This window comes from Synechococcales cyanobacterium T60_A2020_003, assembly GCA_015272205.1.
Taxonomy (GTDB): Bacteria; Cyanobacteriota; Cyanobacteriia; order RECH01; family RECH01; genus JACYMB01.
Genome location: JACYMB010000110.1, coordinates 1 through 16,736, shown reverse-complemented (window position 1 = coordinate 16,736; position 16,736 = coordinate 1). Strand labels below are relative to the sequence as shown.

The 16,736-nt window shown below is 51.9% G+C and carries 19 protein-coding genes; 8 read left to right on the top strand and 11 right to left on the bottom strand.

The window, feature by feature from the left end; genetic code table 11:
* Positions 1–150: 150 nt before the first annotated feature.
* The gene (locus tag IGR76_05730) at positions 151–696 is read left to right on the top strand and encodes a hypothetical protein (GenBank protein ID MBF2078017.1); all 546 of its coding nucleotides are present in this window, start codon (positions 151–153) and stop codon (positions 694–696) included.
* Here IGR76_05730 and IGR76_05725 read toward each other — a convergent pair.
* Positions 659–1,762: a threonine synthase gene (locus IGR76_05725; GenBank protein ID MBF2078016.1), complete on the bottom strand. Its 1,104-nt coding sequence runs from the start codon at positions 1,760–1,762 to the stop codon at positions 659–661. The two genes, IGR76_05730 and IGR76_05725, sit on opposite strands and share 38 nt — an antisense overlap.
* A gap of 417 nt (positions 1,763–2,179) precedes the next feature.
* On the opposite strand from IGR76_05725, the gene IGR76_05720 reads away from it, so the two are divergent.
* The 3 genes from IGR76_05720 to IGR76_05710 all read left to right on the top strand — a co-directional run bounded on the left by IGR76_05720 (position 2,180) and on the right by IGR76_05710 (position 3,882).
* Positions 2,180–2,485, top strand: a complete 306-nt coding sequence (locus tag IGR76_05720; GenBank protein MBF2078015.1) for a hypothetical protein — start codon at positions 2,180–2,182, stop codon at positions 2,483–2,485.
* Positions 2,486–2,585: 100 nt separating this feature from the next.
* On the top strand, positions 2,586–3,329 hold the full coding sequence (locus IGR76_05715; GenBank protein ID MBF2078014.1) for a hypothetical protein: 744 nt from the start codon (positions 2,586–2,588) through the stop codon (positions 3,327–3,329).
* A 55-nt stretch (positions 3,330–3,384) separates the two neighbouring features.
* Complete coding sequence (locus IGR76_05710) at positions 3,385–3,882, top strand: hypothetical protein (protein ID MBF2078013.1); 498 nt, start codon at positions 3,385–3,387, stop codon at positions 3,880–3,882.
* Positions 3,883–3,900: 18 nt separating this feature from the next.
* On the opposite strand, the gene IGR76_05705 is transcribed toward IGR76_05710, so the two are convergent.
* Both IGR76_05705 and IGR76_05700 read right to left on the bottom strand, forming a co-directional pair.
* Entirely contained in the window at positions 3,901–4,287 is a 387-nt protein-coding gene (locus IGR76_05705; protein ID MBF2078012.1) for a hypothetical protein, read from the bottom strand.
* A gap of 142 nt (positions 4,288–4,429) precedes the next feature.
* A complete protein-coding gene (locus IGR76_05700) occupies positions 4,430–7,018 on the bottom strand; it encodes a tetratricopeptide repeat protein (GenBank protein ID MBF2078011.1) in 2,589 nt (862 codons plus the stop codon).
* A 305-nt stretch (positions 7,019–7,323) separates the two neighbouring features.
* Between IGR76_05700 and IGR76_05695 the strand changes: the two genes are divergently transcribed.
* Positions 7,324–8,292, top strand: coding sequence for a protochlorophyllide reductase (locus tag IGR76_05695; protein ID MBF2078010.1), 969 nt, complete (start codon positions 7,324–7,326; stop codon positions 8,290–8,292).
* Between the two features lie 103 nt (positions 8,293–8,395).
* Here IGR76_05695 and IGR76_05690 read toward each other — a convergent pair whose 3' ends face one another.
* The 4 genes from IGR76_05690 to IGR76_05675 form a co-directional block, all read right to left on the bottom strand.
* A complete protein-coding gene (locus tag IGR76_05690) occupies positions 8,396–8,896 on the bottom strand; it encodes a redoxin domain-containing protein (GenBank protein ID MBF2078009.1) in 501 nt (166 codons plus the stop codon).
* A 357-nt stretch (positions 8,897–9,253) separates the two neighbouring features.
* Positions 9,254–9,670, bottom strand: coding sequence for a F0F1 ATP synthase subunit epsilon (locus IGR76_05685; protein MBF2078008.1), 417 nt, complete (start codon positions 9,668–9,670; stop codon positions 9,254–9,256).
* Between the two features lie 83 nt (positions 9,671–9,753).
* Positions 9,754–11,208, bottom strand: coding sequence for a F0F1 ATP synthase subunit beta (gene atpD / locus IGR76_05680; GenBank protein MBF2078007.1), 1,455 nt, complete (start codon positions 11,206–11,208; stop codon positions 9,754–9,756).
* A 408-nt stretch (positions 11,209–11,616) separates the two neighbouring features.
* A complete protein-coding gene (locus IGR76_05675) occupies positions 11,617–11,811 on the bottom strand; it encodes a YqaE/Pmp3 family membrane protein (protein ID MBF2078006.1) in 195 nt (64 codons plus the stop codon).
* A gap of 301 nt (positions 11,812–12,112) precedes the next feature.
* On the opposite strand from IGR76_05675, the gene IGR76_05670 reads away from it, so the two are divergent.
* On the top strand, positions 12,113–12,496 hold the full coding sequence (locus IGR76_05670) for a phage holin family protein (protein ID MBF2078005.1): 384 nt from the start codon (positions 12,113–12,115) through the stop codon (positions 12,494–12,496).
* A gap of 192 nt (positions 12,497–12,688) precedes the next feature.
* Here the strand turns inward: IGR76_05670 and IGR76_05665 are convergent, their stop codons facing one another.
* From IGR76_05665 to IGR76_05650, 4 genes are all read right to left on the bottom strand, one after another.
* Positions 12,689–13,282, bottom strand: a complete 594-nt coding sequence (locus tag IGR76_05665; protein ID MBF2078004.1) for a sulfite oxidase-like oxidoreductase — start codon at positions 13,280–13,282, stop codon at positions 12,689–12,691.
* A 97-nt stretch (positions 13,283–13,379) separates the two neighbouring features.
* Positions 13,380–13,556, bottom strand: a complete 177-nt coding sequence (locus IGR76_05660; GenBank protein ID MBF2078003.1) for a 50S ribosomal protein L32 — start codon at positions 13,554–13,556, stop codon at positions 13,380–13,382.
* Between the two features lie 81 nt (positions 13,557–13,637).
* Complete coding sequence (locus IGR76_05655) at positions 13,638–14,570, bottom strand: tetratricopeptide repeat protein (GenBank protein ID MBF2078002.1); 933 nt, start codon at positions 14,568–14,570, stop codon at positions 13,638–13,640.
* Positions 14,571–14,711: 141 nt separating this feature from the next.
* The gene (locus IGR76_05650) at positions 14,712–15,047 is read right to left on the bottom strand and encodes a c-type cytochrome (protein ID MBF2078001.1); all 336 of its coding nucleotides are present in this window, start codon (positions 15,045–15,047) and stop codon (positions 14,712–14,714) included.
* Between the two features lie 313 nt (positions 15,048–15,360).
* On the opposite strand from IGR76_05650, the gene IGR76_05645 reads away from it, so the two are divergent.
* Together IGR76_05645 and IGR76_05640 are read left to right on the top strand one after the other, a co-directional pair.
* Positions 15,361–15,813: a hypothetical protein gene (locus tag IGR76_05645; protein ID MBF2078000.1), complete on the top strand. Its 453-nt coding sequence runs from the start codon at positions 15,361–15,363 to the stop codon at positions 15,811–15,813.
* 99 nt (positions 15,814–15,912) lie between these two features.
* On the top strand, positions 15,913–16,736 hold an 824-nt coding region (locus tag IGR76_05640; protein ID MBF2077999.1), incomplete at its 3' end, for an AarF/ABC1/UbiB kinase family protein.

Here is a 16,736-nt window from a genome sequence, read left to right as displayed (position 1 = left end):
GAGTCAAGCGGTTTGGGCATCCTCCTTGGCTCAAAATAGGGTCTGGACAGCTTGAAATCCAAGTTGGGCGTATTTCTAGTACATTTTTATCTATGATGAAAGCAACTCTGCTTAACCCGACCCCGACCGTAGCGATGCAGGACTAGCGCAATGACTCAGGACGTTCGCCAGTGGCTTAACGAAATTCGCAGTCTCAAAAATCAGTTAGAGGAGGCGCACCGGGAGCGAGATCAAGCCTATAAAAGTGCCTCAAATTGGCGAGACTTGTACGAAACCGAGGCAAAGCAGCGGCGCACCGATGCCAAGCTCGCTCGACAGCAACTTGAGATGCTCCAAGCGGAGTTGGATCACCGTCAGGATCGGCGCTACGCCACGGACTATAGCAATGCCACCCTCGGCGATCTGCAAGCAGAACTGCAATCCTTATCGGTGGAGGAATTGCGGCAACGGCTCGCCCAAGCCCTCATTGAGTGCGATCGCCTCACCCAAGCGTTACGAACTGAACGGGCTGACCATGTGCAGACCCGCAATAGCCTGACTACAGCCTTGGGGGATGCGGTGGATACCTTATCAAAAGAACGCCTCAAAAATGGGGCGACTACCCCTCCGGATTCGTCGCCTAGTTCTGCCTCTGCAGCATCGGAGCAAAACGATAATCCTAAAACCCCATGGCCTGAGCTACCGCCGCTAGGCTAGGGTCGATGCCGGGACTCACTTCATTATCGCAGTGCTTAATGGCAGTGTCTGGATCTTTAAGGCCGTTACCCGTTACCACACAGACGACCGTCGCTCCCGATGGAACCTGATCTTTCACCTTGAGGAGTCCCGCCACAGAGGACGCACTGGCAGGCTCACAGAAAATGCCTTCCTGTGAGGCCAGTAGTCGGTAGGCGTGCAGAATTTCGTCATCGGTGACGGCATTGAACTGCCCCTGACTGGCATCCCGAACGGCGATCGCCTTTTGCCAACTGGCGGGATTACCAATGCGAATGGCGGTGGCGATCGTTTCTGGATGGCTTACAGGGTGTCCAGACACTAGGGGCGAAGCTCCAGCCGCCTGGAAGCCCATCATCCGAGGCAGACGATCGCACTGTCCCTCCTGATGGTATTCACAAAAGCCCATCCAGTAGGCCGAGATATTCCCCGCATTGCCCACCGGAATGCAGAGCCAATCGGGGGCATCACCCAGCACATCCACAATCTCAAACGCCGCAGTCTTCTGCCCCTCTAAGCGATAGGGATTCACCGAATTGACGAGCGTAATCGGATACTGCTCCGCCACCTCGCGGACAATCTCTAAGGTTTGGTCAAAGTTGCCTTTAATCGCAATCACGTCTGCGCCGTACAGCAACGCCTGGGCGAGTTTGCCCAGGGCGACATAGCCATCGGGAATCAACACAAACGCCTTCAAGCCTCCCCGACGGGCATAGGCCGCCGCCGCCGCTGAGGTATTACCCGTGCTGGCGCAGACCACTGCTTTGGCTCCCTCTTCCTTGGCCTTGGAGACCGCCATCGTCATCCCGCGATCTTTGAAGCTTCCAGTGGGATTCAGGCCATCAAATTTGACATACACCGATACCTGCCGCCCAATTTCAGCAGCGATCGCAGGCACAGGAATGAGTGGCGTGTTGCCTTCTAACAAGGTGATAACAGGGGTTTTATCGCTGACGGGTAAGTAGGAGCGATAGGCTTCAATTAACCCTGGCCAGCCTTGTACGGCAGGCGACACAGCAGACGAGTGAGAACGGGCGGCAGGTACCATCACAGCAATCTAGACCGAATTAGCGTTATGACAAGCTCTAAGCGTTTAGAGCCATTCTTCAGTTTATCCTGGATATTCCCCTCCCTCCGATTCCTTTAGCCTGAATTCTGGTTGTGGGAATCTGGGTTAAGGGCGATCGCCCTTCAAAAGTTGCAGGATTTAGGTAGATCTGGAGTGAAGATCCTCAACGGAAGCCCCATTTGCCCAATCTGAGACGCTACCATTGTGCGCTGTCCAGTGGCGAAGGGCGATCGCCCACCCTTAAACCTAGGCCTGCGATCGTAATCATTACCATTTCGAAGCTGTGCCACTTGTCCAGAGTTGAAAAACCGACACACCCCAAACGGGATCGAGATAGCGACTCACTAAGATCAAACCAAACCTCAGGTCCAATACCTGCGTGTGTGAGTGAGTGAAATGACAACACCAGTTCTAATGTCCCCATCCTCTGTGATTGCGAAACCTGCGCTATCGGTTGTCCCTTCATCCGAAGCCGCAAGTGTAACTATTCCAAATTCGTTTAACCCCAAGACGCCACCGATTGCTGATCGCCTTATTGCACCGTCGTCCTGTCCCATTCGGGTCACAGACTCTACGCCGCGTTTGCCCTATCGTCCCAAACACCAGGCTGAATTGCTGTGCCTCCAAGCCGAAGTCGATGCTTTACTCAACCAACTGTTAACGATTCAGAAAGAGAAACGAGTCGCTTCGGGGTCGCGCTAGGCATAGGGTTTTTAAGCCAATTTTTTCGGACATAGTGCGCCACAAATGGCGATCGCCGTTATCCTGAATGGGTGAAGAGTTCTCGGTGGTGGATATGGGGATGACACATCATTTTGGGCAACTGCGCCAGTGTTCTTTGGGTGTTTCAGCGTTCGGCATACTTTTCGTGATTGCAGCTTGTGGATCGCAGACCTCAGATTCAGTAAGTCTGGATCCATCGCCTGAGCTTCCCACCGTGGCGATCGCTCCAGCGATTAAGCCATCTGCCCAACCCCCATTTAGCGAGAGTATGGTGTCCTCGCAGACTTCAACGGTTCCTCCGAAACTGCCGACCCCTCAGCTCATTCCGCCCACCTCATCGAGCAATCAGGTCGCAGCGCTGGCGGCTTCGCCCGGTCGCTCTGACCCGTTTGCGCCCCTGCCCCCGACCAATGTTGTGGTGACTGCACGGCCAGCCTCTTCTGCGCCGCCATTGCCGACCGTACCCATTTTACCGACAGCCCCCGCTGCTCCGTTGCCCTCGGTATCGGTATCGGCTCTGCCTGCCCCAGCACCGCTGAATGCTCCAGTGCAATCTCTTCCGGTGCAAAAGCCCTTAGCGGAAACGATCGAAATTAGCGGATTTTTAGACGTTGGTGGAGCAGCCAGCTTGATCGTCTTCGTGCCCGGAGAACTGACATCCCGTCCAGCACGGGTGGGCGAGTATCTAGGAAATGGCGATGTGTTAATTAAGCGAATCATCCCGCAGCCGAGTGGAGATGTCCTTGTTATCCTAGAGCAAGACGGTCTGGAGTATCAGCGCACGGTTGGCAGCAATCCTCCAGCCCTGGTTGGTAGCCTCTAGGGTTTCAGGTAGTGGTATGGTCAAGTTTTTCCCAGAGTCCGCATCATCGTGGACTATTAAGCGTCCTGAGCATGAAAAGAAGACGCGTCCACTCCGCTACGATGGCACCTATCGCTGTCCGGCGTGCCGACATGGACATATTGCGGAATTGCCACTCATGGAGGCGATGGCCTGCGATTTTTGTCGCCATATTTTTACCTTGAACCTATCCAGCCAAAGTATTCAGGTCGTAGACAGTTCGCAGCCGATGTCTTGGCGTTGGAACGGACGCAAATGGGTGGCGGCCTACCATGACGATCAGCAGCTTTCTGTGTTGATTTGGATTCTATGCGGTGGTTTAGTGGTCTTTCCAGCGTTGATTGTCTGGATAGCGGCCTACGTGTTTCCGCCTTTGCCGGATAGTCCGTGGGCGCAGTTCTCGACGCTATGGGCGGTGTCTGCCTTTGGATTGCACTTGGCAATGGTGGGATGGATGCTGGCGGAGTACTACCAAGTTCCTTTTTACGTATCGAACAAAATTCGCCTCCAGCGTCTGTTTAGGGCAGCGCGATAAGGCACCTAACAGCGATCTCTAGGCTGACTGGTCGAGTAGGTGCAGCATTTGTCGAAATAGGGGCTGATCGGGTCGGGTTTTGAGGATTTCCTTCGTTAGGGCAATAAAGTCTTGATCAGAAGCCGGATCGTCATCAATGGTTTTACTGGCCGAGTAGTAGGATACGTCCGGAACCACTAACTCGTTGGTGATCCCGGTTTGAATCGTGCGATCGCCTGCATTCCAGGTGAGCGATCGCCCCCGCAGAGTAAGCTGAAACCAGTCAATCTCATTCTGGGATAGCTCAAAGAAGATATCGAAGTATGCCTCACCGCCGTAAAACCAAACACGACCCGGTTTTAACATTTGGGTATTAATGGGGCGCAAAGACGCACCTAGCTTATAAATTTCCTCGTGATCCACAATGCCTACTCAACGTTGTCGGTTTGGACTCTCACTCAGTGCAAGATCCAAATCGTAGATTGCTACTCGTAACGCCCAGACGCTACCTATCTAGTTCTACACGGGAAACGGCTTGATTTCAGCTAGGTTTGGTATTCCTTCAAATTTAGGACGCGGTTTGCGACGTTTGCTGAAGTTGGCGCAGGTGTTGAAGCGCTCGTTGAGCATTGGTGCTGCTGCCACGGGCGTGGAATAGCTGAGCCGCTTGGGCAAAATCCGCGATCGCCGTAGCTCGGTCTCCGGTTTGCTGGCATAGGATACCCCGATGGTAATACGCGGCAGCGGCATCTGGTGCAAGCCGGATCGCATCGGTAAAATCGGCGATCGCATTGGCATAGTTACGCAGCTTTTGATAGGCTATGCCCCGGTAAAAGTAGGCAATGGCGAGGTCAGGTGTTGTCCAGATGGCGAGGTTGTAGTCGGCGATCGCCTCTTTGAAGGCTTTTAACTCCGCTCGAATCAGTCCTCGGTTGCAGTAGGCATCTTCCTGTTGGGGATTGAGCTGAATGGAGCGATCGAAGTCCTCGACTGCACCCCGGCGATCGCCCACGTCATACCGGACGGTACCGCGATAGTTGTAAGCGGTGGCATCGTCTGGAGTTGCGGCGATGATGTGATTGAAATCGTCTAAGGCTCCCTGCTTATCGCCGAGGTCGTAACGGGTGACAGCTCGATTCCAGTAGGCTGCGATGTCCTGTGGATCTAAATCGAGGCGATCGAAGCGGTCAATTAACCGCTGAATGATGTCCTGATCGCTGGTGCGAAGCTTGAGTTCCAGGTTGGGAAATACGTTGCGCTTCACCAAGACATGATCGACCCCCAAAATGGCATAGCGCTGATCACAGACCAGGAAATTCTCCAACGTTCCCAAGATTTTGAAATGGAAATGGTCAGAGTGGACGCGTTTTAGACTCAGCAGCGCTTGCAGGGTGTTCTGGAGTGCTCCTTGCTCCAGCGGGTTGATCGACCAACGCCGATTAATACTGCTGAGGAACCGGGATTCTTCACGATTGACCCGATGACACCAGCCAATGCTGACCTCGCAACCCCGGCTCAATAGAGTTTGCAGTTTATGGAGCAGGGTGGCGTCTAACTCGCCTTGCCGCGACCACGGCCAGACCAAAATTAAGCGCTCTTGAGCCTGCTCTAAGGCTTCATCGAGAACCGCCATCGAGTTGGCGATCGCATCCCCTCGCTGCTCGACTCCAGATGCACCGGGATCAACATCAAACACAAATTCATAGAGCGGCAGTTCTGCTAATTCGGCAGCGGATAGATCTGAAAAGGTATCCAGTTGATCGCTCAGCTCCGCTAGCTTGCGTTGGAGGATATCGGCAATGCGCGTTTGAAACTCGGCTTCGGTGCGAATGGGAGCATCCACGACATTAGCGCGGTCGTCGGGATATCCCAGCCACTCCGCAAACGCAAGCGTTCCTTTGGAGAGTCGATGGCCGGGTGTCATGGCGATTGACTGAGCGTAGGCGTACAGGTGCTGTTGTAAATGACGCCCTAACCCGTCCATGCGCTGTTGGAGCACTGCTTCGATTTTGTGCTGAAGCTGTGGCATCTCCGGCACTGCATGAAGTTGGTTTTGCAAATCGTGCAGGTGAATCCGGAGGCGATCGCAAACTTCGGCCTGTTCCTTTTGGGATCGCTGGAGGGATTTCAGTTGATCGGCGAGGCGGGCGATCGCAGGTTGAGAGGACAAGCCCTGGACTTGTTTCGACAGCGTTTCGACGGTGTGCACCAACTCCGTCGCATCAAAAGGAGGGGGCAACTGCCGCAGCCTTTGGTCTAAGCGATTGATTTGCACCTGAATGTAGCGCAGATCGGTGCCGGGATCAGCCTGCACCTTGGCTTGTAAGTTTTGAAGCTCTTGGCGCAGTTTTTGAGTGACGTCACTGCTGGATTCTTGCTGGTGGTGAATGGCTTGAATATCTCGAACCACCGCATTCCACTCGCGGCGGGGTACGAGGTCAGATACCACTTTCACGAGTTCGTTGACTTCTTCCTTTAGCGCCGTGGCATCAAAGGGAGGGGGAAGTTTTTGAAATTGTCGATTTAAGACATTCACCTGATCTTGAACCGACGCCAGGGTGGGCTTCATGTGATCCGTGAGTTTTTGCAGATTCACTTGAAGGTGGGAGACTTCTGTCTTGAGGTAGGCAATATCTGTTTCCAGACCGTCCACCCCAACCACTTCGGACAGGCGATGCATTTGACCCGTCACTTTACCCAAGGATTCAGATAAGCTGCTGTATTGGAGCTTCAAACGGTCAAACTCATCCCGCGCCAGTTCGATGTTGTGCTTTTCGACCGCAATCAGACGCTGCTGGGTTTCATATCGTAATTTCCGGATTTCTGCGGCGATCTTCTCCATATTTTCGCGATCCTTTCGCAGTAAGGATTTACGCATATTTCCCATTGTTTCTGCAGTGGGTAAGCCCTGAATCTGCTGATTAAGCAGCTCAACGTTTTTGGCAATTTTGCGGTTTAGTTCGCTCAAGGTGACGGCGTTGGTGTGTTCTGTCCATTCTTCGAACCGGCGCCGATTGACTAAGCTCAGCACTACCCAAAAACTAAGGGGGGCATAGACGTACAGCATTTTTTGAAACACAACGGATGCGATCGCCCCTGCGCCAAGTCCAGCGGCGGACGCATACTCTGCTAGATTTAACCAGTGCAGCTTCTTCAAGGTGTCCCCAGCGTTTTATTACTAGACGCTCTATCTGCCCCCTCGATGAATGTCGTGGATAGCGTGTGAGCAGGCAGAGACGATTACATATCCAGGTATTCCAGGTGGGGGTAGCCGGATCAGGACAGCCTGTGTTAAGAATCGATGGCTTGACCGGGGACTGTATCTATAGGCAGCCTTGACAACAATCTAGGTTTGTAACCATTTTCGCTAGAAAACTTAGCATTTCTCATTTAAGTCAACACCGTAATGTAATATTCGATCCTACGAGTCAGTCAATGGTGATCAACGGAGCCTGAAACCGAATGGAACCACAGCAAAAACCTACAGTTGTGATCACAGGAGCCTCCTCTGGGGTCGGTTTGAATGCTGCAAAGGCACTTGCCGATCGGGGATGGTATGTGATCATGGCGTGCCGTAATCTTGAAAAAGCTCAAAACGCGGCTAGAAGTATTGGAATGCCGGAGGACAGTTATATGATCCTGCCTCTGGATTTAGCGTCTTTAGCGAGTGTGCGTCAGTTTGTGGATAAGTTTCGCGCAACTGGGCGATCGCTGGAATCTTTGGTGTGCAACGCCGCTGTCTATCTCCCGTTGGAAAAAGAACCCCTCCGCAGCGAGGATGGTTATGAACTGAGTGTTGCAACGAACCATCTGGGGCATTTCCTGCTGTGTAACCTCATGCTGGAAGACCTCAAAAAATCGCCTGCGGCGGATAAGCGCTTAGTCATCTTGGGAACCGTCACCGCGAACCCGAAGGAATTGGGCGGCAAGATCCCGATTCCGGCTCCACCGGATCTAGGGAATATGGATGGCCTAGCCGCTGGCTTCAAAGCCCCCATTGCCATGATTGATGGCAAGAGCTTTAAGTCGGGTAAAGCCTATAAAGACAGCAAGCTGTGTAATGTCTTAACCATGCGTGAACTGCACCGTCGCTATCACGATGAAACGGGCATTACCTTCAGTTCGCTGTATCCCGGTTGCGTTGCCGATACGCCCCTGTTCCGCCATCACTTCCCGCTGTTCCAGAAAATCTTCCCCTGGTTCCAGAAAAACATCACGGGAGGCTATGTGTCTCAGCAAACCGCTGGGGAGCGGGTCGCAACGGTGGTGGCAAACCCAGACTATAAACCGTCAGGTGTGTATTGGAGCTGGGGCAATCGCCAGAAAGAGGGGCGCAAGGCGTTCCTCCAGGAACTCTCAAACGAAGCGCTTAATGACGATAAGGCGCAGCGGTTGTGGGAACTCAGTGCGAAGCTGGTGGGCCTAACCTAGTGGGAATCTAACGCCTTCCAGAGTCAGACGTGAAATGTGCGAAGCTGTTTGTTTGAAGGGCAAACGGCTTCGCGTTTGCATTCGAGCTTAAAACGTATCGCCTTCATCGCCAGGGGGGTGGGAAGCATTCCGCACACTGCATGTCTACATATTCTACCCATTCCCGAATCTCAGTTTCCTGGGGTAATTCTCTAGCATGGTTGGCGATCGCCTGCATGTAGAGTTCGCCATAGCGATCGCCCACGAAAATGCCAGCCTGAACCGTTCCGAGATACGCCTCGCGCACTCGCCCCTCGGTATCCCACAGCACCGGGAATAGGATGTTGTGTTCTGTCACGAATGTTCGCAGTTGCTCGACCTCGTTGACGGTTGGGCAATGGGCGATCGCCAGAATTTCAGTATCGAGATCACGATAGGTGCGGTACTGCTTGGCAAGGCTCAGGAGCAAGGCGCAACAATCCGGATCGCCAACATTCGGAATAAAGGCGATCGCCAAACTGTAGTGCTGCTTATAGTCCCAGGAACTGATGCGCGTCTTACGGTTAACCGCAGGTAATTCAAACAGCGGAATAATCTGGCGGATTTGCAGGGGCGGATTTGTCATAGATTGGCTCATATCAGCAGCTTATATCAAGTCTGCTTAAATGCTCACTAAAACCAAACATGTTTTTGGCGCGGCGCAAGCGCCAAAAACATATCATGGGTTTTTATCCCGACATGATATTAGCTTGGTGATGACGGTTGACCAGCGGGGGATTCACCGATCGCTGTCAGCCCCTATCCCGAGCGGCGACCTTATCAACCGTTCAAATGCTTAGGAGAATAGGGAAGAGCCCCTGCACGTCGTCCTACCGCAAGGGATGCCCCCTGTAAATACAAAAACGGTGATAGAGAATGCTTGCAACTCTGATCACCGTCTTTTTATCAAAGCGTTAAATGTTTACGCAGCTAGGACACCTGCTTAGGTTTGCACCATGCCACCTGATGCTTGAAACCGAGCCCGAGCCCGCTTCATCGCTTGAGTGGCTTGGATTTGCTCCTGGCGATTGTCAGCCCCACGCGCTTTGTCCAGTCGTGCTTCTGCTTCACTGAATGCTGTGCGGGCCTCTTCACGGTCAATTTCGTCGCCACGCTCAGCCCCGTTTACGAGAATCACAACTTCATCGTTTTCGACTTCGGCGAACCCACCCATCAGGGCGATCGCCACCCACTCGCGATCCGCACGAACCCGCATTACGCCGATATCCAGCGCTGTAAGCAAGGGAGCGTGACCGCTTAGAATACCCAACTGACCTGTGGTGCTTGGCAGAATCACCTCTTCTGCCGCAGAGTCCCATACTTTCTTGTCGGGTGCAATGACCTGAACCGATAGTGCCATAGTTTTTCAGTCAAATTGTGTGCTCAGGAAGTCCTTAGGTAGAGGGTAGGGCGATAGGCACTACCCCTCTGCCTTGGCTCAACTTACTTGTTTTCAGCCTTTAGCTTCTCACCTTTGGCGATCGCTTCGTCGATGCTGCCAACCATGTAAAAAGCCTGCTCAGGATACTCATCCAGTTCACCGCTGAGAATGCGCTGGAAGCCCTTGATGGTGTCCTCGAGCTTCACATACTTCCCAGGAGCGCCCGTAAAGACTTCCGCTACGAAGAAGGGCTGAGACAGGAAACGCTCAATCTTCCGCGCACGGTCTACAACGAGACGGTCATCTTCCGACAGTTCATCCAGACCCAGAATGGCGATGATGTCCTGAAGTTCCTTATAGCGCTGGAGGGTTGCCTGAACCGCACGCGCCGTTTGATAGTGCTCACTGCCTACGATATCGGGTTGTAACATCGTGGAGGTAGAACCCAGGGGATCTACAGCAGGGTAGATTCCTTTGGAGGCCAAACTACGAGAAAGTACGGTGGTTCCATCCAGGTGAGCAAAGGTGGTTGCCGGAGCGGGGTCGGTCAAGTCGTCCGCTGGAACGTATACCGCTTGGATGGAGGTAATAGAACCTTCGGTAGTGGAGGTGATGCGCTCTTGCAGATCCCCCATGTCTGTACCGAGGGTGGGCTGGTATCCTACCGCAGAGGGCATCCGACCTAGGAGTGCAGATACCTCAGAACCTGCTTGTACAAAACGGAAGATATTGTCAATAAATAGTAGAACGTCCTGCTTATTGACATCGCGGAAGTACTCAGCCATGGTCAGACCCGACAGACCAACGCGCATGCGGGCTCCGGGGGGTTCGTTCATCTGACCGTATACCAGGGCAATCTTCGAGTTGCTGGGGTTGTCTTTATCAATAACACCCGACTCGATCATTTCGTTGTAGAGGTCGTTTCCTTCGCGGGTACGCTCACCTACACCAGCAAACACCGACACACCGCCGTGCTGGGTTGCGATGTTGTTGATCAGCTCCATCATAATGACGGTTTTGCCTACGCCAGCACCGCCGAACAAGCCAATCTTTCCACCACGACGATAGGGAGTCAACAGGTCAACGACCTTGATGCCTGTCTCAAATACGGAGGGTTTAGTTTCCAGTTCCGTTAGTTTGGGCGCAGCACGGTGAATTGGAAGGGTTTCATCGTTGCCAACCGGCCCTTTGTTGTCTACAGGTTCGCCCAGAACGTTAAAGATACGTCCTAGGGTTGCCGTTCCAACGGGAACGCTAATGGGTGCGCCTGTATCTACAGCTTCCATGCCCCGTGTAAGTCCATCGGTAGAACTCATCGCAACGGTTCGTACCTGGTCGTCACCGAGGAGCTGCTGCACCTCACAGGTAACGCTTACGTCGTCGCCACCGGGATTCTTTCCTGTGATTTTAAGAGCGTTGTAGATTTTCGGCAGTTGACCACTGGGGAACTGAACATCCACAACGGGACCAATAACTTGTGTGATAAATCCGACTGTCTTTTCTGCTGTAGTGACCATGTTTACGCCTATCGTTTGATCAGCTTCTGTATACGCTTGAAGACGCTATGAACTTGGTGATCTCAACGCGCGGCTTAACCAGCCTTGTCGCGATCGCCATCATCTTGCCATTTCTCAGATTATCACCGAATGTTCTTTCTTAAGAAACTTTTCTAAATTTACGTTCGTGGTGCGTGTGTTCTTCCGTGTGATATGTGCTAATTCCCCACAGAAGGGGCGATCGCCAGTTGCCCGCACTCTAGACAGCGACTGATAGCAATTCATAAGCGAATGCATAAAGAAACGGATTCCCTGCCCCCCTGGAGGTGAGGAACCCGTAACTCAGCTCTTCTGAATGCTCTAGGGCTGATTGCCACTACAGCACCTGCCCACCCTCAGAAAATCTTGGTTAACAGCGTGATTACAAACTTAGGTAGATGGAAATTCTTCACGCTGCTTTTCCATCTGCTTGGCGATCGCCCAAACGGCATGAATACTGCCTGGCAACCAGCCCAACAACGTCAACAAAATGTTGATTAAAAGCGTTGTGCTCAAGCCATAGGTGAGGAAAACGCCAACGGGAGGTAAAAGGATTCCAAGAATGATGCGAAGTACGTTATTCATAAACTGTTAATGGTGATAAATTGCGTTTGGGTTAGACGTTTGGATTAGAAATTATGATGTTCCATATCCTACACATAATCATACTGAGATACTTTAAAATTTAGCAGCTCTCTTTAGGTATAGATTTACTATTATTCCATGGGAGGTTATGGATTTTTAGATTGTTGCAAGTCTCAAGATAGATGACAGTGATTTGAGCGCTGCCATAGGATTGTCATAGGTGTATGACGCGAGTTTTACAGGCGTTTTTCTTGGGTTGCTCAAGATCCAAGGTTCAGTTTATACGTGGAGAGAATTCATAATGATAGGCTTTTTGATTACGACTTTGGTCACAGCGTTGGGACTTTTAATCACAGACTTCATTCCTGGTGTAGATATTGCCAATTTTCCCGCAGCAATAGTGGCGGCGATCGCCATTGGCTTTGTAAATGGGTTTATTCGTCCGGTGTTGTCACTTTTGTCTCTACCCATTAATGTTTTAACCCTAGGTTTATTTGCCTACGTCGTGAATGGATTTTGCTTTTGGTTAGCCTCTACGCTTGCACCAGGATTTGCAGTTCACGGGCTACTCGCCTTTTTTGCTGGCCCTGTTGTCTTATCCTTCGTCAGCGCATTCTTAAATAATTATTTTGTAGATCGAGGGCTTCTGAGTGCCGAACAATCGTCAGAACCTAAGGCGAATTAGGCTACCGATACTAGGGGCGATCGCTTCGATAGTGCTGTACGAGCAAGCCCTATCGAAGCTGAGTTAGATTTATGCTCCAGGATGCCTAGATATTCCGAATATGTCATAGCCCCTCACCATTGGAGTTTCAATGTTCTCGGTGAGGGGCTTTTTGCCTGTAGTCAATGTATGGGCAGTCGATGACGGATGGGACTAGTTGCTGTACCGTTCTTCAGCCCACGGATCGCCCCGACGATGGTAGCCGTTGCGTTCCCAAAAACCTAGAGATTCTTTGTCCATAAACTCCAGCCCATTGAGCCACTTGGCACTTTTCCACGCGTACAAGTGTGGTACAACCAGGCGAAGAGGACCACCGTGGTCGGCGGCTAGGGGTTCGCCGAACAGCGTATGGGCTAGAAAGTTTTCGTCGCGGATAAAGTCGTCAAATGGAATATTGGTAGTGTAGCCCCCGTAGCAGTGCGCCATCACGCTGATGGTGGATGGATCTACCGGAATCTTGGCCATGAAGTCAGTGATCTTAACCCCAACCCACTCTACGTCTAGTTTTGACCAGGTGGTAACGCAATGGAAATCTGCGGTGAACTGAGTCTGGGGCATCGCCATCAGGTCAGTCCAGGAAAAGGTTTGGGGGGTAGTGGTTCCCCAGATTTTCAGTTCCCACTGGTCGGTTGAAATGTGGGGAGTTTCTCCGTACGTAAGTACTGGAAATCCTTTCGCGAGATGCTGTCCTGGCGGGACGCGATCGCCCAGTTCTGGCCCTGGCTTATGAAAAAACTTTCCGAGCATAGCGTAAACCTAGATAACGCGCTGATTTAATCATGCAAGAAAGGCAGAGCAATTGTCTGCCCTGCCTTACACAAAATGAAATATACGAAACGCTGATTTACTCTTCGTCCTCGTCCTCGTCAGCTTGAGGATAAACGAAGCTTTCCGACCGTCCGGTCAATACCGATTTACCGAGCGACAACGCTTTTTGGGCTTGCAGTGCGGCCTTATGCTTCCAAGCAGATCGCCGCATGCTGCGCTTCGATTTAGACGTTTTCTTCTTGGGAACCGCCATGACTGCGCCAACACTTTTCTTGACAACCTTTCAAATATATCAGATCTTGCTAAGTCCCGAAACTAACTTTCCAAAGTTCGCCTATCCAAATGCTCCGGACGGGAATTGAAGCTGATGAATTAGCTGCTGAGTTCGTTCGTAAGCTCCCAGGTTGTCCTGCGCTCGAAATTGCTGGGCGGCATCCGTCAAACTAGCGATTGCGTCTTCCGTTTGACCCATGTGAATTTGAATCAGGCCGCGATGAAGATAGGCTTGGGCATGGGTCGGATCAAGAGCTATGACTTGGTTGAAGTCATGAAGAGCTAGTGGTTCCTTACCTATGCGATGATAGGCGCACCCTCGATTGAAAAAGGCTCGGATATCACTCGTGTTGAGCTGAATGGCTTGATTAAAAGCCGCGATCGCGTCCATAGGCTTGTCAAGCATGAGATAGGCAATGCCTTCATCATTGCGAATCAGGGTTAGAGCCTCTTTGGGAATAGGTGTTTGCTGGACTGCCTGATGATAGTCCTGAAGTGCCTCATCATAATGGCCAAAATCGGCATATGCTAACCCCCGATTGTAAAGCGCTCGGTAATCGTGGACATTCTGTTGAAGCACCTGTGTATAGTCGGCGATCGCGTTCTGGATCTGACGCGATCGATAGTGAGCCAGTCCCCGATTCAAGAAAGCCTCGCTGACAAATGCAACTGTCGAATCAGAGGCGAGTTCAATGGCCATCGTGCAGTCGGCGATCGCGTTTTCGTAGCGTTTGAGTTCAAGGTAGCTCAAACAGCGATTTCCATAGGCAACGGCATGATCAGGTTTCTGCTCAATCACCTGCGAAAAAAAGCTGGCTGCTTCAGCATAGTTTCCATCCTGAAATGCAGCTACGCCCTGCCGCAACCCTTGGGTGGTGCCTCCTGAATTCTGGGATGAAGCCGCTAAAGCTGGTGATGAAAGCATCCATACGATGAGAATGATGATGCCCAAAACCCTAACAGCTCGGAGCCAAAAGCGTTGGAGACTTTGCATAGTATGTTGTTGGTCATCCATAAATGGGAGCAAGCTCGCGACTGCAGATCAATTTATCCAACGGACATTCCACATTTGGATGCGTTGCATCCCACAGCGCATCCAAACTGTAGAAATTGAACGTATTTGGGGTTTAAGCGCTTACCAGCCCTTCTCCGCTTGGGCGAGAACGTAGCTTGCCACATCCTCAATATCGGCGTCGGTTAAGCGGCCATTGAACGCAGGCATCGCCATCTTTCCATTTTTCACTTGGGTTTTGATGGCGTCTAGGGACAGCATGGAGTTTGCTTCTAAGTCACTTTTTTTCAGGGTTTTCGCAGCGTTGACCACATTGCCCCCGCCTGCATGACACGCGGCGCAATTGTTGGCGAAGATCTGTGCTCCATGGGCAAGATCGCCGGCGATCGCCGGCGAGGCAACTAAAAATGTCGTGAATACGAGTAGGGCAGCCCAAAGGACTGAAAATAGGGTTTTCATGATGTTCTCCTCAGTGCAAGTAACCATAAAACCAATCCCAAACGGGTACGGCCTCTGTCAAAAGACGCTCTGTCAATGATGAACGAATGGTTACAATTGAGGACTCTCATGGGCAATGATCGGTTTCACCGCCGCCGCTCAATTAACAAACAACGGGGGATTATTCGCTAATTTTGAGTTAAAAAACAACGGGTTGCGGCAATAGCAGGTATGGATGCCGCTGATACAGACTGTCACGGGAGTTCTGTCAATATATGGATGTTCTTGCTAGGCTGCATATGTAGACTGTGATTACTCATCCAGGAGGATCACGATGACTGATGATCAAACTAACGAATCTGCAATTGTGACCGTCGATGAGGAAACGAAGGCACTGGTAGAGCACGAGATGCCAGGAGCCTCGGATGAAGTCAAACAAAAGATGGTTGAACTCATTGAAGCCATTAAGCGGCGGGCTCAGGTTGAGGTCGAATCCGCGGGGAACAATACCCGTGAAGCCTATTTGATCGCTGTGAAACAGGCAGAAGAGGCGATCGCCAAAACTAAGGAAACCTCGGACAAGTATCGGGGTGAGCTCGAGAAATCCCTCAAGATTATTGAGAAAGAAGCCCATACCAACTGGGATAAATTGGTGGGTGAGATGACGGATTTTGGCGATCGCCTCCGGCAGGCCGCCGATGCCGCTTGGTCGGTACTGATGGCTCCCAAATCCCCATCGGATTCAGATGCTAATGCACCGAATGAAATCAAAATTGAGGATGAGTAGGAATCCGCGCCTCGGAGTCATCCCGTGCTAGAGCTAACGAAGTACACCTCCCGCGAGGCCGAGATTGTTGAGGTTGTCCTGCGGCGGGGGTGGGGCTATATGCGTCGCTTACTCAGTGGCAGCAATGCCGATGAGCCAGAACTGCCGACCCCTGCCGTCCTGCGTAATATCCTGACTGATCTCGGCCCTGTCTATATCAAGCTGGGGCAATTGCTCAGCACCCGTCCTGACCTCTTGCCTGCGGACTACATCACGGCGCTTAGCGCTCTCCAGTCGAACGTGCCACCGGAAGATGCGGCGGAAATGGAGGGCTTTATCCGGCAAAATCTGCCCGCCCCTCCTGACGAGCTGTTTACCGAGATTAGCTACGTTCCGGTAGCGGCAGGCTCAATCGCCCAAACCCATAAGGCTGTGTTGCGCGATGGGCGATCGGTTGCCCTGAAAGTACAGCGCCCGCGCCTTGAAAGCGTAGTGGCACAGGATATTGAGATCATTAAATATGTGGCAAAGCTGATCTCAGGAACGAGCTTTGGTCAGCGGTACAATATTGTTGATCTGGCGGATGGGTTTAGCCGCGCTCTGCAAGCAGAGTTAGATTTCACCAAGGAAGCGCAGTATACGGAACGGCTGCGAGCCAATCTAGCAACAAGTAAATGGTTTGATCCGAATCAGCTTGTGGTTCCGGGCATCCATTGGGATCTGACCTCGAAAAAGATGCTGGTGATGGACTGGCTTGAGGGTAAGCCCATCTTGACCGCTGAGTTTTTGGGGAACGGGTACGATGGCGACACGATGGCAGAGCGAAAGGCGATTTCGACGCTGTTGTTTCGGGCGTTCTTCCAGCAATATTTGATCGAAGGATTTTTCCACGCCGATCCCCATCCCGGCAACGTGTTCTATCTCAATGATGGTCGGGTGGCACT